The sequence below is a fragment of the Paucibacter hankyongi genome (genome assembly GCF_037482915.1).
Taxonomy (GTDB): Bacteria; Pseudomonadota; Gammaproteobacteria; order Burkholderiales; family Burkholderiaceae_C; genus Paucibacter_A; species Paucibacter_A hankyongi.
The window spans coordinates 56333-73114 of record NZ_JBBHJX010000003.1 but is presented as its reverse complement, the minus strand read 5'-3'; the positions used below and the strand labels follow the sequence as shown (position 1 = coordinate 73114).

The 16782-nt window shown below is 63.9% G+C and carries 14 protein-coding genes; 5 read left to right on the top strand and 9 right to left on the bottom strand.

Going from position 1 to position 16782, the window contains the following annotated elements; translation table 11 throughout:
- Nucleotides 1-9: 9 nt before the first annotated feature.
- Genes WG899_RS06290 through WG899_RS06280 form a run of 3 tightly spaced genes read right to left on the bottom strand, consistent with a single transcriptional unit; the run spans nt 10 to nt 4009 of the window.
- On the bottom strand, nt 10-2076 hold the full coding sequence (locus WG899_RS06290; protein WP_339594777.1) for a transglutaminase TgpA family protein: 2067 nt from the start codon (nt 2074-2076) through the stop codon (nt 10-12).
- Nucleotides 2076-3059 (bottom strand): DUF58 domain-containing protein, encoded by a 984-nt coding sequence (locus WG899_RS06285; RefSeq protein ID WP_339594776.1) that lies wholly within the window; start codon nt 3057-3059, stop codon nt 2076-2078. The genes WG899_RS06290 and WG899_RS06285 overlap by 1 nt, the downstream gene beginning before the upstream one ends.
- A gap of 11 nt (nt 3060-3070) precedes the next feature.
- Nucleotides 3071-4009 carry an AAA family ATPase gene (locus tag WG899_RS06280; RefSeq protein WP_339594775.1) on the bottom strand — a complete coding sequence of 313 codons (939 nt, stop codon included), beginning with the start codon at nt 4007-4009 and terminating at the stop codon, nt 3071-3073.
- A 125-nt stretch (nt 4010-4134) separates the two neighbouring features.
- Between WG899_RS06280 and WG899_RS06275 the strand changes: the two genes are divergently transcribed.
- Both WG899_RS06275 and WG899_RS06270 read left to right on the top strand, forming a co-directional pair.
- Complete coding sequence (locus tag WG899_RS06275; protein WP_339594774.1) at nt 4135-5070, top strand: histone deacetylase family protein; 936 nt, start codon at nt 4135-4137, stop codon at nt 5068-5070.
- Between the two features lie 65 nt (nt 5071-5135).
- Nucleotides 5136-6398, top strand: a complete 1263-nt coding sequence (locus WG899_RS06270) for a mechanosensitive ion channel family protein (RefSeq protein ID WP_339594773.1) — start codon at nt 5136-5138, stop codon at nt 6396-6398.
- A gap of 36 nt (nt 6399-6434) precedes the next feature.
- Here the strand turns inward: WG899_RS06270 and WG899_RS06265 are convergent, their stop codons facing one another.
- The 3 genes from WG899_RS06265 to WG899_RS06255 all read right to left on the bottom strand — a co-directional run bounded on the left by WG899_RS06265 (nt 6435) and on the right by WG899_RS06255 (nt 8903).
- Nucleotides 6435-6635 carry a hypothetical protein gene (locus WG899_RS06265; RefSeq protein WP_339594772.1) on the bottom strand — a complete coding sequence of 67 codons (201 nt, stop codon included), beginning with the start codon at nt 6633-6635 and terminating at the stop codon, nt 6435-6437.
- Nucleotides 6636-6796: 161 nt separating this feature from the next.
- Complete coding sequence (locus WG899_RS06260) at nt 6797-7351, bottom strand: cysteine hydrolase family protein (protein WP_339594771.1); 555 nt, start codon at nt 7349-7351, stop codon at nt 6797-6799.
- 1 nt (nt 7352) lies between these two features.
- Entirely contained in the window at nt 7353-8903 is a 1551-nt protein-coding gene (locus WG899_RS06255; protein ID WP_339594770.1) for a fumarate hydratase, read from the bottom strand.
- A gap of 108 nt (nt 8904-9011) precedes the next feature.
- Between WG899_RS06255 and nhaA the strand changes: the two genes are divergently transcribed.
- Nucleotides 9012-10184 carry a Na+/H+ antiporter NhaA gene (gene nhaA / locus WG899_RS06250; RefSeq protein ID WP_339594769.1) on the top strand — a complete coding sequence of 391 codons (1173 nt, stop codon included), beginning with the start codon at nt 9012-9014 and terminating at the stop codon, nt 10182-10184.
- Between the two features lie 18 nt (nt 10185-10202).
- Here nhaA and WG899_RS06245 read toward each other — a convergent pair whose 3' ends face one another.
- Nucleotides 10203-10841, bottom strand: a complete 639-nt coding sequence (locus tag WG899_RS06245; protein ID WP_339594768.1) for a TIGR00645 family protein — start codon at nt 10839-10841, stop codon at nt 10203-10205.
- A 210-nt stretch (nt 10842-11051) separates the two neighbouring features.
- Here WG899_RS06245 and acs point away from each other — a divergent pair, with 210 nt between their 5' ends.
- A complete protein-coding gene (gene acs, locus WG899_RS06240) occupies nt 11052-13013 on the top strand; it encodes an acetate--CoA ligase (RefSeq protein ID WP_339594767.1) in 1962 nt (653 codons plus the stop codon).
- A 201-nt stretch (nt 13014-13214) separates the two neighbouring features.
- On the opposite strand, the gene WG899_RS06235 is transcribed toward acs, so the two are convergent.
- Nucleotides 13215-13532 (bottom strand): c-type cytochrome, encoded by a 318-nt coding sequence (locus tag WG899_RS06235; protein ID WP_339594766.1) that lies wholly within the window; start codon nt 13530-13532, stop codon nt 13215-13217.
- A gap of 125 nt (nt 13533-13657) precedes the next feature.
- Between WG899_RS06235 and WG899_RS06230 the strand changes: the two genes are divergently transcribed.
- Nucleotides 13658-13906, top strand: a complete 249-nt coding sequence (locus tag WG899_RS06230) for a TIGR04438 family Trp-rich protein (protein ID WP_339594765.1) — start codon at nt 13658-13660, stop codon at nt 13904-13906.
- Between the two features lie 6 nt (nt 13907-13912).
- On the opposite strand, the gene WG899_RS06225 is transcribed toward WG899_RS06230, so the two are convergent.
- A complete protein-coding gene (locus WG899_RS06225; RefSeq protein ID WP_339594764.1) occupies nt 13913-16678 on the bottom strand; it encodes an HD domain-containing phosphohydrolase in 2766 nt (921 codons plus the stop codon).
- Nucleotides 16679-16782: the final 104 nt, after the last annotated feature.

Genomic DNA, 16782 nt, shown 5'->3' with positions numbered 1-16782 from the left:
CGAGCGGGGTCAAGGGGAAATCTTGCTGCGCAGCATACGGCCTGCGGCGCGGAACTCGCGCCACCATTGCCGCCGGGCCTTCGCGCCCAGGCCTACCTCGGCGTTCTGACCATAGCGTGCGCGTTCGAGTTTTTGCAGCAGCTGTGCGGCCGGTTCGGCGGCCTGCCCATGGCCTTGACGCAGCAAGCGGGCCCAGTGGCCGGGGCCTTGGTGGGCGGCTGCTTCGCTCAGTCCCAGGCGGTGCAACTCTTTCAGAATACGGCCGCGTTGGCGGCTCCAAGCGTCGTGCGGCCTTTGTTGCCAGACCGACCACGCGCCGCCGGCCAGTGCGATCAAGGCGATCAGCACGGCGCTGACCTGGCCGAGCAACTGCCAATCCGGCGCTTCGAATCCGGCGCTTTTCAGCAAGTCGAATTGGCTCTGGCGTGAGTAGTTCAAGACGCTTTGTTGCCAGCGGTTGTCCAGCGTTTCCCAGGCTTGCCGCAGCGTCAGCCACAGCGTCGGGCTGAATTGCCCGAACGCGCCGGCCAAGACGCCGGGTTGGGGGCGCAGCGCCAGGCCTTGCTGAATGCGCTCGGGGGCGACGGCGGCAGTGGGGTCGACGCGCTGCCATCCGGCCTGCGGCGTCCAGTACTCGGCCCAGGCATGGGCATTGCTGTTGCGGACGATCCAATAGCCGTCTTGCGGCTGCGGGTCCATGCCTTGAAAGCCGGTGACGATGCGCGCCGGCACGCCCATGGCCCGCATCACCACCACAAAGGCGGCCGAGAAATGCTCGCAAAAGCCCAGGCGGCGGTCGAACCAGAATTCGTCGATCAGGTGTGGCGTGACCTCGCCATAACGGCCCGGCGCCAGCGTGTAGGTGAAGTCGGCGCTGGCGATGTATTGCAGCACGGCCTGGGCCAGGGCGGGGTGGAGTTGCGCTCCGCTCAGTGGGGCAAAGCGCGGCTGGCGGCGCAGCTCGGCCGCCCAGGCCAGCGTGCGTGGGTTGAAGCCGGGCGGCAGCTCCAGATAGTTTTGCAAGACCAGGGCGATCTGGCCGGGGCCGGGGATCGGGCCATGGCGGTACTGGCTGAAGGCGCTGGCATTCAGGCGCAGGCGCTCGGTGATGGGGCGCTCGGCGGTCCATTGCAACTCGGGCGAGCGTCGCATCATCAAGCCGCCGAGCGTGCGCTCGCTGCCGGCCGGCTCCGGGCTCATTTCCAGCAAGGGCAGCACGCTGAGGCGCAGCGGCTCCAGTGTCATCTCATAGTTCAGTGCCTCGCCCTGGGTCTGTAGCGGATCGGGCCGGCCCGGCCATTGCAGCGGGCTGGGGCGCCAGGTTTTGCCGTCGAACTGGGCCAGCACCGGACCGCGGAAGTAGCGGGCTTGCGGCGGCGGCGGTGCGCCTTGGAAGCGCAGGCGCATGGCGATGCTGTCGTCGTTGGCGATCTCCGACATGGCGCCAAAGTCCATGCGATTGGACAAGCCGGTGCGGCCCACCGAATCGGCCGGCACGCCCCACAGTGGCCCGATGCGCGGGAACAGCACGAACAAGAACACCATCACCGGCAAGCCATACAGCGTGGTGCGCGCCGCTTGCTTGGCGGCCAGGGCCAAGCTGGGTTGCCCCACCGGCATCTGCGCCAGCACCACTGCGCTGAGCAGGGCCCAGACGCTCAGCAGCGTCCACAGCGCGGTGAACAGCGACTGGGAGTAGAGAAAGTTGGTCAGCACCAGGAAGAAGCCGAGGAAGAAGACCACAAAGGCGTCGCGCCGGGCGCGCAACTCCAAGGTCTTCAAGGCCATCAGCATCACCAAGAGCGTGATGCCGGCCTCGCGGCCCATCAAGGTGCGGTGGGTGATCCAGGTCAGGGCCGCACTGACAAACAGCACGGCGACCAGCACCCAACGCCCCGGCAGCGCTTCGGACCGCCAAGCCAGCCAGGCGCGCCAGCCCAGCATCAGGGCGGTGATGGCGCTGGCCCACAAGGGCAGGTGGCCGCCATGCGGTGCCACGATGGCGGCAATGGTGGCCAGCAAAAACAAGGTGTCGCGGCCCTCGCGGCTGAGCCTGAAATTGGGCAAGCTGGCCATCATCCGGCCGCCAAGCTCAGTTGTTCGAGGCACAGCTGGCGATGCGCCGGACCCAGGTCCGGCGCCCATTCGGCGCCAGCCAGGCGCAAGCCATAGCGGGCTTGCAACTGCTCGGCCGCCAGCACCCAGGCGCACAGGCGCGAGAGCCGGGCTTCATCGCTCAGGCCCTGGCAGTCACGTCGATCGAACCAGAGCGTGCGGGCCACCGGCGCTTGCGTCTCGCGTACCCACAGATTGCCGCCTTGCTCCAGACTCAGTGCGGCCTTTTTCCACAGCACCTGGCGCATCGAGTCGCCGCGGCGGTAGGCGCGCACGCCCTCAAAGTCTTGCCCCTGCTGCGGGGCACTGGCGAGCGCGTGGCCGGTGTCGGCGTCCTCGGACGGGTTGGCCGGCAGCGGTGGGAAGGGCGGTGCCGGCTGCTCCGGCTGCGGGTAGACCCAGACCTGCGACGCCGGGCGCCAGACACTCCAGGCTCGGAACAGACCAAGGGGAAAGCGGGTGACGATTTGCAGCACCGGCAGCGCATGGTGGCCGCGTTTGCCGGCCGGGTAGCGCACCCGCAACAAGGCGTGACCGAGCGCGGGCACATCGGTCCAGGCGATCTCTGAACGCGGTTGACCGATCACATGCACACCAATGCCAAAGCGCGCCGCGCCGGCGTTGTGTAGGCGCAGTTCCAGTTGCACATCGTCTCCGGCGAAGACTGCCGCCGGGGACTTCAGGTCCAGGCTCAGGCCGCGCAAATTGCCGTGGGTGCTGTGCATCGAGGCCAGTCCGGCGCCGGTCAGCAAAAAGGTCAACATAAAGCCCAGGCTCAGCTGATCATTGATCGAGGCCAGCAGCAGCACCAGCAGCGTGGCGCAAAAAGCCAGGCCGGGCCGGCTGGGCACGATGTAGATATTGCGCTGCCCCATCAAGTGGGTGTCGCTGCGCGGGTGGCGGGATGCCCACCAGGCTTGCCAGCGCGCTTGTATCGCCTTCATGACCGGCCCAATCAGGGCAGGGCGATCGCTTCGACCATGGCCCGCACCTGTTCACGCGGGCCGCGGCCGCTGCCGGCCTTGGGACGCAGGCGGTGGGCGATGGTTTGCGGCAGGATGGCCTGGATGTCATCCGGCGAGACATAGTCGCGCCCCTCCAGCAGCGCGCGTGCCCGCGCCGCGCGCAGCACCCCCAAGCCGGCGCGTGGACTGAGGCCCTCGGTGAACCACTGGCCCGAGCGGGTGGCAGCGATCAAGGCCTGCAGGTAATCGAGCAGCGCAGCGGAGGCATGAATATTGCGAACCGCCGCTTGGGCGGCCAACAGGGCGGCCGGGTCCATGATCGGTTTCAGGTCTCGCAAAGCGGCGCGGCTGTCTTGGCCACTGAGCAGTTCACGCTCGGCGGCCTGATCGGGGTAGCCCAGCGAGATGCACATCAAAAAGCGGTCCAACTGCGACTCGGGCAGCGGATAAGTGCCCAGCTGCTCGCTCGGGTTTTGGGTCGCAATGACAAAGAAAGGCTGAGGCAGCGCATGGCTGACGCCGTCCACGCTGACCTGGTTTTCTTCCATCGCTTCCAGCAGCGCGCTTTGCGACTTCGGCCCGGCGCGGTTGATCTCATCGGCCAGCAAGACCTGGGCAAACACCGGCCCGGGGTGGAACACAAAGTCGCCGCGTTCGCGCTCGTAAATGCTGACGCCGATCAGGTCCGAGGGCATCAGGTCCGAGGTGAACTGCAGGCGCGAGAACTTCAGCCCCATCGAGATCGACAGCGCATGCGCCAGCGTGGTCTTGCCGACACCGGGCAGGTCTTCGATCAAGAGATGGCCGCCGGCGATCAGGCAGGCGACGCAGTCGGCGATCTGCGCACGTTTGCCCTTGATGATCGTGCTAACCTGCTGTTGCAGAGCCGTCAGTTGTGCCGAGATTTGCTGCGTGGTGTGTGGCGTCATAGGTCCATCTTAGGGTGATGCGGGTCAGATCGATCGGTGAAACAAGGCCGGTCTGATCGCATTTGATCAAGAACGAGAGACAGCGTGGGGGCCCGCCTCGTCGGCCCCTGCCGACCCACAGAACTATGTCTACAGCCTATTTCAGCCACCCCGACTGCCGCCGGCACGATATGGGGCCGGGCCACCCCGAGTGTCCTCAGCGTCTGGATGCCATTGAAGACTGGCTTCTGGCCAGCGGCATTGATCTGGCGCTCGAGCGTCATCAGGCGTCTTGCGTCGAGATGGCCGCACTGGAGCGCGCGCATACCCACGGTTATGTGGCCGAGATCAGCGAGTTGCTGCGCGGCTGCGCCGAGCGCGGTGACACGCGGGCGGTAGACCCGGACACCGTGGCCAACCCGCACACCTGGTCAGCGGCCTTGAGGGCGGCCGGTGCGGCGGTGCAGGCCACCGATCTGGTCTTGGATGGCGGCGCCGAGAACGCGTTTTGCGCGGTGCGCCCGCCCGGCCACCATGCCACCCGCGACCAGAGCATGGGCTTTTGCTTTTTCAACAATGTGGCCGTGGCCGCACGCCATGCGCTGGACGACCGCGGGCTCAAGCGCGTGGCCATCATTGACTTTGATGTGCACCACGGCAATGGCACCGAAGACATCATTGCCGGTGATGACCGCATCCTGATGGTGAGCCTGTTTCAACACCCGCTCTACCCCTACAACGGCGCGGTGCCCAAGGGCGAGAACATGGTCAATGTGCCGATTCCGGCCTACACCAAGGGCGCTGAGATCCGCGAAATCATCGAGGCCATGTGGATGCCGGCCTTGGAGCGTTTCAAACCCGAGATGATTTTCATCTCCGCCGGCTTTGATGCGCACCGCGACGATGATCTGGGGCAGTTGGGCTTGGTCGAGGCCGACTATGAGTGGATGACGATGCGCATCAAGGAGGTGGCGGAGCGCCATGCCCAGGGCCGCATCGTGTCATGCCTGGAGGGCGGTTACCACCTGGATGCCCTGGCGCGCAGCGTCGGCGTGCATCTGCGCGTGCTTGCCGGTATTTGATCGATGTGGATTTCTGCCGACGCTGCGTCAGCGCAGCGCCGGCGCTTTTGCTGTGCCTTTGAGTGATGAACAAGCCCTTTGATTTTGCTGAACTGCGCGAGCTATTGGCCGCGCTGGTCTCGCCGGCCTCCCTGATGGGGCTGGCGGTTTTGCTGTGCTGCCTGGCCTTGTCTTGGCTGGTGGTGAGGGTGATTCATCGCCGCGTGCCGACCCAGGAGAAGTCGATCCTGTTCGGCCGCCGGGTGGTGGACGGCGTGCTGTTCCCGGTGCTGGCCGCCTTGCTGGCGGTGTTGGCGCGCAAGATGCTGCCCTCTTTCGGTGTCTCTCCGGCGGTTTTCAAACTGGCCGTGCCGGTCTTGTTCTCGCTGGTGATGATCCGTTTGACCGTGCAGGTCTTGACGGTGGCCTTGCCGCAGTCGGCGGTGGTGCGGCTGATTGAGCGCACCGTGTCCTGGTTGGCCTGGGGCGGCTCGATTCTGTGGGTCACCGGCATCTTGCCCTGGTTGTTGGAAGAAATGGAGGGGGTGACCTTCAAGCTGGGGGCCAGCCGTGTCAGCCTGCGCAATATCCTGGAGGGCTCCTTCAGCGCCATCGTCGTGATGGTCTTGGTCTTGTGGCTGTCGTCGGTGGTCGAGTCGCGCCTGATGCGCGGCAAGGTGATGGACCTGTCGCTGCGCAAAATCGCCGCCAATGCGGCCCGAGTGCTGCTGCTCTTCGTGGGCCTGCTGGTGGCGCTGTCGGTGGCCGGTATTGATCTGACGGCCTTGGGCGTGATGGGCGGGGCGGTCGGCGTCGGTATCGGCCTGGGCCTGCAGAAATTGGCGGCCAACTATGTGTCGGGTTTTGTGATCCTGGCCGAGCGCTCGCTGCGCATCGGCGATATGGTCAAGGTCGATAACTTCGAGGGCCGCATCAGCGACATCACCACCCGCTACACGGTGATTCGCGCGCTGAATGGCCGCGAGTCCATCGTGCCGAATGAGTTGCTGATGACGCAGCGGGTCGAGAACTCATCACTGGCCGATCCGCAGGTCTTGATCAACACGCTGGTGCAGGTGGCCTACGGGACCGACCTGGATGCGCTGATCCCCGAATTGACGGCCGCCGTGGCCGCCGTGCCACGCGTCTTGCAGGAGCCAGGGCCGGCAATTTTGCTGAACAACTTTGCTGCCGACGGCCTGGAGTTGTCGATCAACTTCTGGATCAATGATCCGCACAACGGCCAAGGCGGCGTGCGCTCCGAGGTGAATTTGGCCTTGCTGCGTTGCTTGAATCGCCTGGGCGTGGAAATCCCGTTCCCGCAACGCGTGGTGCATCAAGCGGCCTAGGGATGGGATCTCGTGGCCGCGCCGGCGGCCACGCAATCAATCGCGGGACAGTGGGGTGTTGTTGCTGCCGCTGCTCTCGTAGCGGGAGCAGTAGCGCCACCAAGCGGTGAGCGCGGCGGCGGCCATGAACAGCGTGGCGCTGAAGGCGGCCGGGCGGCCCAGCGACCACAAACAGAGCAATGCCGTGATGGCATAGATCATCGGCAATTTCTCGTACCAGTACTTGGAAATCCACATGGCGCGCTCCCTCATCAGCGTGGTTCAGGGAGGCTGGCTTCGTGTCGAAGTCCGGTTGATAGCGCCCAACGTTTTTATGGGCCTCCCTGAGTGCGATTGTGTTGGAGCCTGGCGGCCGGCGCTAGCCGCTTGAAAAGGGGGGTGCCTTTTGGCACCCTGTCTTAGGCAGCCTCGAAACGGATGGTTTCGCTGGGCAGCGCCTCGATGCGTGGCCCAAAGCTGGTGATGCCGGGCAGGGTGGCGTTGTGGTGCGCCCGGATCTGCGCTGCGGTCGCATGGTCCTTGTCATGGGTGGTGTGGGCGTCAGCGGCCAATGTCACCGCGAAGCCCAACGCCGCGGCGCGGCGCGTGGTGGTGTCCACGCAGAATTCGCTGGCATAACCGCAAATCACCACATGCCGGACCTGCTGGCCTTGCAGCAGCTCTTGCAGGTCGGTGCGCAAGAAAGAGTCGGGCGTGGTTTTCCGCGACACGCTGTCTTGCGGGAGGACCTTCAAGCCGCGCTCCAACTGCCAGCCCTCGCTGCCGTGCTGCAAGGCACTGGCCTCACGCTCATGCTGGATGAAGACGACCGGCGCACCGGCCGCCCGCGCCCGATCAGCCAGCGCATTGATGCGCTGAACCACGACGTCAGCTTCAAAAGGGCGTGGCTCGGCGTCGAACAGACCGCGCTGCACATCGATGATCAGCAATGCGGTCTTGTTCGACTCGCTCATCTCAGACCGCCTTGACCGGGATCGATTTGCCAGCGCCGCTGGCAATGCGCTGCTGCCAGTCGGCCGGGCCGGTGATATGGGCGCTGGTGCCGCCCGCGTCCACCGCCACGGTCACCGGCATGTCGACCACGTCGAACTCGTAGATCGCTTCCATGCCCAGATCGGCAAAGCCCACCACCGGCGCGGCCTTGATGGCTTTGGACACCAGATAGGCGGCGCCGCCCACGGCCATCAGGTAAGCGCTCTTGTTGTCCTTGATGGCTTCGATGGCGACTGGGCCGCGCTCGGCCTTGCCGACCATGGCGATCAGGCCGGTCTTCTCCAGCATCATGCGGGTGAAGCCGTCCATGCGGGTGGCGGTGGTGGGGCCGGCGGGACCAACCACTTCATCGCGCACCGGATCAACCGGGCCCACGTAGTAAATGACGCGGTTGGTGAAGTCCACCGGCAGCTTCTCGCCCTTGGCCAACATGTCGGCAATGCGCTTGTGCGCAGCGTCGCGGCCGGTCAGCATCTTGCCGTTCAAGAGCAAGGTGTCGCCCGGCTTCCAGCTGGCCACTTCTTCCTTGGTCAAGGCGTTCAGGTCCACGCGCTTGCTCTTGTTGTAGTCGGGCGCCCACTTCACATCGGGCCAGAGATCCAGGCTGGGCGGGGTCATGAAGGCGGGGCCGGAGCCGTCCAGCACAAAGTGGCCGTGGCGGGTGGCGGCGCAGTTGGGGATCATGGCCACGGGCTTGCTGGCCGCGTGGGTGGGGTAGGTCTTGATCTTGATGTCCAGCACCGTGGTCAAGCCGCCCAGGCCTTGGGCGCCAATGCCCAGGGCATTGACCTTCTCGTACAGCTCGATACGCAGCTCTTCGAGCTTGTTCTGCGGGCCGCGTTCCAGCAGCTCGTACATATCGATGTCTTCCATCAGCGACTCTTTGGCCATCAGCATGGCCTTTTCGGCCGTGCCGCCGACGCCGATGCCCAGCATGCCCGGCGGGCACCAGCCGGCGCCCATCAGCGGCACCGTCTTGAGCACCCAGTCAACCAGGTTGTCGCTCGGATTCATCATCACGAACTTGCTCTTGTTCTCGGAGCCACCGCCCTTGGCGGCCACCATCACGTCCACGGTGTTGCCCGGCACGATGGATACGCTGATGACGGCCGGCGTGTTGTCCTTGGTGTTCTTGCGCTCAAAGATCGGATCGTTCAGCACCGAGGCGCGCAGCTTGTTGTCGGCGTTGTTGTAAGCGCGGCGCACGCCTTCGTTGACCGCGTCTTCCAGCGAGCCGGGGAAGTCCGCGAAGCGCACATTCATGCCCACCTTGAGGAAGACATTGACGATGCCGGTGTCTTGGCAGATCGGGCGGCGGCCTTCGGCGCACATCTTGGAGTTGGTCAAGATCTGCGCAATCGCATCCTTGGCGGCGGCGCTTTGCTCGCGCTCATAGGCACGAGCCAGGTGGGCGATGTAGTCGGCCGGGTGGTAGTAGCTGATGTATTGCAGTGCGGCGGCAACGCTTTCGACCAGGTCGGCGTAGCGGATGTCGGTGGTGGCTGAACTCATGGTGTGGGGCCCATTCGAGGAGAGAGGGGGAAAGGAAGCCAGAGGAGGAAGCAGGGGAAAACTCTGAGAAACTGCCGCCAGTTTACAAAAGGCCGAGGAGGAAAGCCGATGACACCCGGATTGAAGAAGTTTTTTGCCAGCGAATCGGCTGGCGGCATTGTGCTGGCCTTGGCGGCTGTCTTGGCCCTGGTCTTCAGCAATTCGGCCTGGAGCCCGCTGTACGAAGCCTTTACCCGCATTCAGGGCGAGGTCCGCATTGGCGGCGACGCGCTGGTGCTGGCCAAGCCGCTTGTGGTCTGGGTCAATGACCTCTGGATGGCAGTGTTCTTCTTCCTCGTCGGCTTGGAGATCAAGCGCGAGATCATGACTGGCGAGTTGGCAAGCCGGCGTCAGGCTGTTTTGCCGGCCGTGGCGGCCTTGGGCGGCATGGTGGTGCCGGCCTTGATTTATTCCGCCATCAACTGGGGCGATGCACAGGCATTGCGTGGCTGGGCGATCCCGGCGGCCACCGATATTGCCTTTGCCATCGGCATCGTGATGCTTCTGGGCTCGCGGGTGCCGGCCTCGCTGAAGGTGTTCTTGACGGCGGTGGCCATCATTGATGACTTAGGCGCCATCGTCGTGATCGCGCTGTTCTATACCCATCAGCTCTCGCTGCCTATGTTGCTGGGCGCGGGCTTGTGCCTGCTGGTGCTGGCTACGCTGAACCGAGCCGGTGTGCGCCGCGCCGATGTTTACATCATGGTCGGTTTGCTGATGTGGTTGTGCGTGCTGAAGTCCGGTGTGCATGCCACGCTGGCCGGTGTGGCCACGGCCTTTTTCATCCCCATCGACAAGGCCGCGGGCGAACATCATTCACCGCTGGAGCAACTCGAGCATGGCCTGCACCCCTGGGTGGCTTTTCTGGTGCTGCCGATGTTTGCTTTTGCCAATGCGGGGGTGTCGCTGCAAGGTCTGACCCCGGCTGCCTTGCTGGAGCCTCTGCCGCTGGGCATTGGCCTGGGCCTGCTGCTGGGCAAGGCCATCGGCGTGTTTGGCAGCTCCTGGCTGCTGATCAAGGCCGATCTGGCCGAGCGGCCCAAGGGGGCCAGCTGGACTCAATTCTTCGGCGTGGCCGTCTTGTGCGGCATTGGCTTTACGATGAGTCTGTTCATCGGCGGCCTGGCCTTTGAGGGCCTGGACCCGAGCTTTGAAACCCGGGTCAAGCTGGGCGTGCTGTGCGGCTCGGTCTTGTCGGGCGTGCTGGGCGCCTTGATCCTGGCGCGCGCTCGATCTAACTGAGCCGCTAACAGACTGCGTTCAGTGCTTGTCGTCGTGATGGGTGCTGGACAGCAGCTTGTCGGTGTAGGCAATCGCCAGCGCCGAGAACAAGAAGGCCACATGGATCAGGGTCTGCCACATCAAGGTCTTCTCGGTGTAGTTATCCGCATTGATGAAGGTCTTGAGCAGATGGATCGATGAGATGCCGATGATGGCGGTGGCCAGCTTGACCTTCAGCACCGAGGCGTTCACATGGCTGAGCCACTCGGGTTGGTCGGGGTGACCGTCCAGGTCCATACGCGAGACAAAGGTCTCGTAGCCACCGACGATCACCATGATCAAGAGGTTAGAGATCATCACCACGTCGATCAGACCCAAGACCACCAGCATCAGAATCGTTTCGTTCAGCTTGGCAATCGGCTCGAAGCCGATCACCAGTCCCTGCGCGTCCTTGATGGCCGTGGCCTTGTAGCCAATGCTCTTGACCAGCAGGTTCAGCGCCTCGCTATTGCCAAAGGCCGCTTCGATCAGGTGGACCAACTCGGTCCAGAACTGGAACACATAGACCGCCTGCGCCAGGATCAGGCCCAGGTAGAGCGGCAGCTGCAGCCAGCGGCTTGCAAAGATCAGGTTCGGCAGGGGTCGCATCTTGCGTGGGCTGGGCGTGGGGAGGTTCATAGGGTTTCTCTCTAGATGGCGGCGCAGTGGCTGACCCAGTCTGGGCGGATGCCGGATTCTAGGGGGCCAAGCACCTAGGACCTTCCCGGGGTACGTCAAGTTACGGCGCTAGAGTAAGCGCTTCGTCAGAGACGGGACGCACATTAGCGGCCAAGTGCTGCGTTTGGCAGTCCCGCGTTTCTATATTGCTCCCGTCAGAGGAAACACATCATGAGCCAGAACGAACTCTATCTGCCCAGCCCCGAGTGGCAGGCACAGGCCAACGTCAAGGGCATGGCGGGCTATAACGCCCTGGTGGCCGAGTCAGAGGCGGATTACCAGGCCTACTGGGCCCGTCTGGCACGCGAATTTGTGACCTGGCAAACCCCCTTCACCAAGGTCTTGAACGACAGCGAGGCGCCGTTCTTCAAGTGGTTTGAAGATGGCCGCTTGAATGTGTCCTACAACTGTCTAGACCGCAATGTCGAGCGCGGCCTGGGCGACAAGGTCGCGCTGATTTTTGAAGCCGACGACGGCGCCGTGACCAAGGTCACTTACAGCGAATTGCTGTCGCGCGTGTCGCAGATGGCCAATGTGCTGAAGGCTCGGGGCGTCAAGAAGGGCGACCGTGTCGTCATCTATATGTCCATGTCCATCGAAGGCGTGGCGGCCATGCAGGCCTGCGCCCGCATCGGTGCGATTCACTCGGTGGTGTTCGGCGGATTCTCGGCCCAATCGCTGCGCGACCGGGTGCAAGACGCCGGCGCCGTGGCCATCATCACGGCTGACGAACAGTTGCGCGGCGGCAAGGCTTTGCCCTTGAAGGCCATCGTCGACGAAGCGCTGGAAGGCGGCGCCTGCACGACGCTGAAGGACGTGATCGTGTACCAGCGCACCGGTGGCAAGATTGGCTGGGTCGAGGGCCGTGACCACTGGCTGCATGAAGAGCTGGCCAAGGTCGGCACGACCTGCGAGCCCGAGTGGGTCGAGGCCGAGCATCCGCTCTTTTTGCTCTACACCTCGGGTTCGACCGGCAAGCCCAAAGGCGTGCAGCACTCCACCGGCGGCTATCTGCTGCATGCAGCGCTGACCACCAAGTGGACCTTCGACCTGAAGGACAACGACGTCTTCTGGTGCACCGCCGACATCGGCTGGGTGACCGGCCACAGCTACATCACCTACGGCCCCTTGGCGCTGGGCGGCACCGAGATCGTCTTTGAAGGTGTGCCCACCTATCCGGATGCGGGCCGCTTCTGGAAGACCATCGAAAAGCACAAGGTCACGATTTTCTACACCGCGCCAACGGCCATTCGTTCGCTGATCAAGGCGGCCGAAGGCAATGAAGCCGTCCATCCGGACCGTTCGGACCTGAGCAGCCTGCGCCTGCTGGGCTCGGTGGGCGAGCCCATCAACCCGGCTGCTTGGGAGTGGTACCACAAGCATGTGGGCGGCGGCCGTTGCCCTATTGTGGACACCTTCTGGCAGACCGAAACCGGTGGCCACATGATCACCCCGCTTCCCGGTGCCACGCCGCTGGTGCCAGGTTCGTGCACCTTGCCCTTCCCGGGCATCACGACTGCCATCGTCGACGAAATGGGCAATGATGTGCCCAACGGTCAAGGCGGCATCTTGGTGGTCAAGAAGCCTTGGCCTTCGATGATTCGCACCATTTACGGCGACCCCGAGCGCTTCAAGAAGAGCTACTACCCCGAGGAGTTGAAGGGTTACTACCTCGCCGGCGACGGCGCCATCCGCGATGCGGAAACGGGCTACTTCACGATCACCGGCCGCATCGACGATGTGTTGAATGTGTCGGGCCACCGCATGGGCACGATGGAGATCGAATCCGCCTTGGTCAGCTGCACCGAGCTGGTGGCCGAAGCTGCGGTGGTGGGCCGCCCCGACGACACCACCGGCGAAGCGATCTGCGCCTTTGTGGTGCTGAAGCGCCCACGCCCAACGGGTGATGAAGCCAAAGCCATTGCCAAGCAGTTGCGTGACTGGGTGGCCAAGGAAATCGGCCCGATCGCCAAGCCCAAGGACATCCGCTTTGGCGACAACCTGCCCAAGACCCGCTCCGGCAAGATCATGCGCCGCCTGCTTCGCTCGGTCGCCAAGGGCGAAGCCGTCACCCAAGACACCAGCACGCTGGAGAACCCAGCAATCCTCGATCAATTGTCGGAAGCCAATTGATCGAGTGAGCGACGCGAAGCGGCGATCAGCGCCGCAGTCGTTTGTCGGGTTGGGGATCACTCATATCGCGCAGCGATGTGGGTGATCACAGAACCCGGTGGCTATCGATCAGCCTCCGGTAGCTGAAAAACAAACAGGCCCTTGATTCCTCAAGGGCCTGTTTTCATTCTTGCAGCGAGCGCCGCGGCTCGCCTTGCCGGGTCACTTGATCGTCAACACCCACTTGGCCAGCGTTTCCGCTTCGGCGGCACTGACTTGGGCGTTGGCTGGCATGGGCACCGGGCCCCAGACGCCAGCTCCACCCTTGACGATCTTGTCGGCCAACTTCTTGGCGGCGTCCTTGTCCTTGGCGTACTTGGCGGCCACGTCTTTATAGGCTGGGCCCACCAATTTCTTGTCCAAGGCGTGGCAGGCCATGCAGTTTTTCTTTTGCGCCAATTCAGCATTGGCAAAAGCGGACGGGGCCAGCGCGGCGGAGGCCAGGGCGGCAGAAACAGCAAAAGCGAGGGAGAACTTCATGGCTTCCTTTCAAGGGCTTACAACAGGGATGTCGACAAGGCTCGGATGTGAACTACAGTTTGCGAAGCGTAGCGACGTATTGATTCTAGAGGTCTGGGCTTGCGCCCAACACAAGGAGCGAGTTCATGTGGTTGGTTCTTATCGGCGTTTTGTTGCTTGGGCTGAAGCTCCTTGGTGTGGCGCCGGTGGCGGACTGGGGCTGGTTGGCCGTGCTAAGCCCTTTGGGTCTGGCCGTGGCTTGGTGGGCCTGGGCCGATTCGAGTGGCTACACCCAGCGCAAGGCCATGCAGCGCCTGGATGATCGCAAGGCCGCTCGGCGTGAGCGTGCCATGGACGCCCTTGGTCAGGGCGACCCGAAAAAGAAGCGTCGCTGAGAGGACTTATTCCTCGTCCTTGAATCGGCTTCGAATCGCCAACACCTGATCCCAGTGCGCGAAGAAGACATCCACGCAGGCCGGGTCAAAGTGCAGGCCGGACTGGGCTCTTAGATGCTCGCTCGCTTGCTCCAGTGACCAGGCTTTTTTGTAGGGCCGCTCCGAGGTCAAGGCATCAAACACATCCGCCACCGCCACGATGCGGCTGAAGATTGGGATTTGTTCGCCCGCCAGGCCTTGTGGGTAGCCGCTGCCATCGAACTTCTCGTGATGGCCCAGGGCAATTGCCGCGCCGGTCTGCAGCACCAGTGAGGAGCTGTCCTTGAGGATTTCGTAGCCGATTTGCGCGTGACGCTTCATGATCTGGAACTCTTCCGGCGTCAGACGACCGGGCTTGAGCAGGACCGAGTCTGTGATGCCGACCTTGCCGATGTCGTGCATCGGTGCGGCCTCCAGCAGCAGTTGTTGGTCAGCGATGGGAAGGCCCAGTCCGCGAGCGATCAGCTCCGAATAATGCGCCATGCGCAAGATGTGCGCACCGGTCTCGGGGTCGCGGTACTCGGCCGCCTTGGACAAGCGCAAGACGGTTTCTCGCTCACGCTGCAAGATGGCCGCCGTGGCCTTGCTAACTTCTTCGGCCAGCGTGTCGGCGCGCAGGGCCAACTTGTTGCGCGCAACTTCGAGATCAATCAGCGCTGCGTTGGCTTGTTGCTGGGCCCGGTCGGCCAGTGCGTAGGCCTTGGCGTTGTCCAGGGCAATGGCACCGTAGGAGCACAGCGTGCGGCAAATTGCGGTCTCACGTTCACCATAGGCCTGGGCTTGTGTCGACTGCACCGACAAAATGCCGAGCAGTCGATCCCCGATCAGCAGTGGCATGAACAGCAGGCTGCGTGTCTCCAGCGGCCCTTGCAAAGGGCCGGGCTGGCACTGCCCTGCAGGCAAATCGATCAACAGCTCCTGGCGCGATCGGGCGCAAATGGCGGTGTAGGAGTTGGGCTGCTCTAAGGAGATTCGGGGTGAGCTGATGGGTTGTTCACCGTTGCTGGCAAAGGCCGCGCTCAGCTCCCGGCTTGCCTCATCGAAGAGGTAGACGAAAAATGAGTCGACCTGCATCAATTGCCGGATGTGCCGGTACACGGTGGCAAAGACCGCTTGCTGGTCCAGGTTGGAGGTGATCTCGAGTCCGATTTGCCCCAAGACCTCCAGCGTGGTGCTGGCCTCTTGCAAGGCCTGTGCACGATGGGCCTCGGCCTCGGCCTGGCGGCGTTGGGTTTCGGCCTCGGCGCGGGCACGTTCGCCATCTTGGCGGATGCTCATCGTCTCGGCGCGGTTGCGGGCATCGTCGAGCTTTTTGCTGGCGCGGGCTTGAGCCGCTGCCTGCCCGTAGTGCTGGGCTTGCTGTTCGTCGCCACTGGCGGCGTAGGCGCTGGACAACTCATCCAATAACGCGCTCGGTATCACGTAGCCCTCGATGCCGGAGGCGACCTGCAAGGCTTGCTGCAGGTAGTGCAGGACCGGGCTGCCAACGCTCACATCGTCCGGCGCGGGCAAGGCGTAGCTTTGGTAGAGCTCGGCCTTGATGCGCAAGGTCTTGATCTGTTCATCATGGCTGCCTTGCTTGCGCGCCAGTTGGAGGGCGGCCGTGGCCTTTTTCAGAGCCTCTTCGGGCTGGCCAAGCCGGCACAGCGCCAGCGCCTGACCATTCCAGGCCCCCATCAGCTGCGAGACATTGCCGGTCGGTGCGGCGCGGTCTTCGGCGCGGCAAAAATGCACCAAGGCGGTCGCCGGCACGCCCATGTCGATGGCCAAGTCGCCCAGGTAAAGCTGCGTCAGCACATGACCTTGAGAACCGGGCAATTGTTCCAATTCGGCCAAAGCCTCGTTCAGCGAGGTGCGTGCGTCGTTGAATCGACCCAGCACGCGCTGCACCTTGCCGACCTGCATCAGGGCCAGGCCTGTGGTCGGCGGCCAGCCGCCGCGGCGCGCCAGCGTCAGGCCGCGTTCGCCCCAGTCCATTGCGGCGTCCAGGTCGCCCAGCGTCGCCAGCGCATCGCCGGCGTTGCAAGCCGCGTAGATGGCATGGCGCAGCTGACCTGAGGCCATGGCGGCGTTGTAGGACTGAATGAAAAAACGGCTGGCGCCGCCGGGAGAGCCGGTCAGACTGGCCACGATGGCCCGGGTGCTGGCCAGCCAGGCCAATGCGGCGGCATCGTCGCGCGGTTCGGTCGAGGCTCGCTCGGTGTTGAACAGCAGATTCAGCGCGGCGGCGGTGGTGCGCGGTTCATGAAAGGCGTTCAGGGCCAGCGAGCGGGCCTGGGCAGCCAGCAGGCGCTGCCGGTCGCCGGCGACCCGGTAATCTTCGATGGCCAGCGCGATGCATTCATCGCGCAACGGAATATTGCCGCGCTCCAACCAGACCGAGGTCAGCGCGAGGCGTGCATCTCCGGCGCCGCAGCGGTCGCCGAATTGCTCAAAAGCGCTGAGGGCACTTTCGGCCAGATGCTCGGTGGCGTCGATGTGACCGTAAAGCCAGCTGATTTCTGCGCTGACCAATTGCAGGCGCGCGCGCGCCAGTTGCACCGCCTCTTGCTCGGGGTCGAGTTGGGTCAGCAGCGCTTCGGACTCATCCGCCAGCAGCAGTGCGCGGCGGCAATCACGCTGGCGCAAACTCCAGGCCAGAGCCAGCAGGCCGGGGAGGCGATCCAAGCCTTGCTGGCCGGCCAGTGCGGCCTCCATGCGGGCCACGTCTTCGTCCAGCGCAAACCAATCCATGGGAAACCTTGTCGAAGCGGTGCTTGTGTCAAAAGAACACCTGCAGGACTCCGTCTCAGACCGAGAGCTGCAGATGGTTTGACTATCGCCTCGGCGCTCTGTTT

What these genes read in the sequence shown, in the direction of transcription:
- WG899_RS06290 (WP_339594777.1), bottom strand. Translation starts at nt 2,076, where the DNA reads ATGGCCAGCTTGCCCAATTTCAGGCTCAGCCGCGAGGGCCGCGACACC.
- WG899_RS06285 (WP_339594776.1), bottom strand. Translation starts at nt 3,059, where the DNA reads ATGAAGGCGATACAAGCGCGCTGGCAAGCCTGGTGGGCATCCCGCCAC.
- WG899_RS06280 (WP_339594775.1), bottom strand. Translation starts at nt 4,009, where the DNA reads ATGACGCCACACACCACGCAGCAAATCTCGGCACAACTGACGGCTCTG.
- WG899_RS06275 (WP_339594774.1), top strand. Translation starts at nt 4,135, where the DNA reads ATGTCTACAGCCTATTTCAGCCACCCCGACTGCCGCCGGCACGATATG.
- WG899_RS06270 (WP_339594773.1), top strand. Translation starts at nt 5,136, where the DNA reads ATGAACAAGCCCTTTGATTTTGCTGAACTGCGCGAGCTATTGGCCGCG.
- WG899_RS06265 (WP_339594772.1), bottom strand. Translation starts at nt 6,635, where the DNA reads ATGTGGATTTCCAAGTACTGGTACGAGAAATTGCCGATGATCTATGCC.
- WG899_RS06260 (WP_339594771.1), bottom strand. Translation starts at nt 7,351, where the DNA reads ATGAGCGAGTCGAACAAGACCGCATTGCTGATCATCGATGTGCAGCGC.
- WG899_RS06255 (WP_339594770.1), bottom strand. Translation starts at nt 8,903, where the DNA reads ATGAGTTCAGCCACCACCGACATCCGCTACGCCGACCTGGTCGAAAGC.
- nhaA (WP_339594769.1), top strand. Translation starts at nt 9,012, where the DNA reads ATGACACCCGGATTGAAGAAGTTTTTTGCCAGCGAATCGGCTGGCGGC.
- WG899_RS06245 (WP_339594768.1), bottom strand. Translation starts at nt 10,841, where the DNA reads ATGAACCTCCCCACGCCCAGCCCACGCAAGATGCGACCCCTGCCGAAC.
- acs (WP_339594767.1), top strand. Translation starts at nt 11,052, where the DNA reads ATGAGCCAGAACGAACTCTATCTGCCCAGCCCCGAGTGGCAGGCACAG.
- WG899_RS06235 (WP_339594766.1), bottom strand. Translation starts at nt 13,532, where the DNA reads ATGAAGTTCTCCCTCGCTTTTGCTGTTTCTGCCGCCCTGGCCTCCGCC.
- WG899_RS06230 (WP_339594765.1), top strand. Translation starts at nt 13,658, where the DNA reads ATGTGGTTGGTTCTTATCGGCGTTTTGTTGCTTGGGCTGAAGCTCCTT.
- WG899_RS06225 (WP_339594764.1), bottom strand. Translation starts at nt 16,678, where the DNA reads ATGGATTGGTTTGCGCTGGACGAAGACGTGGCCCGCATGGAGGCCGCA.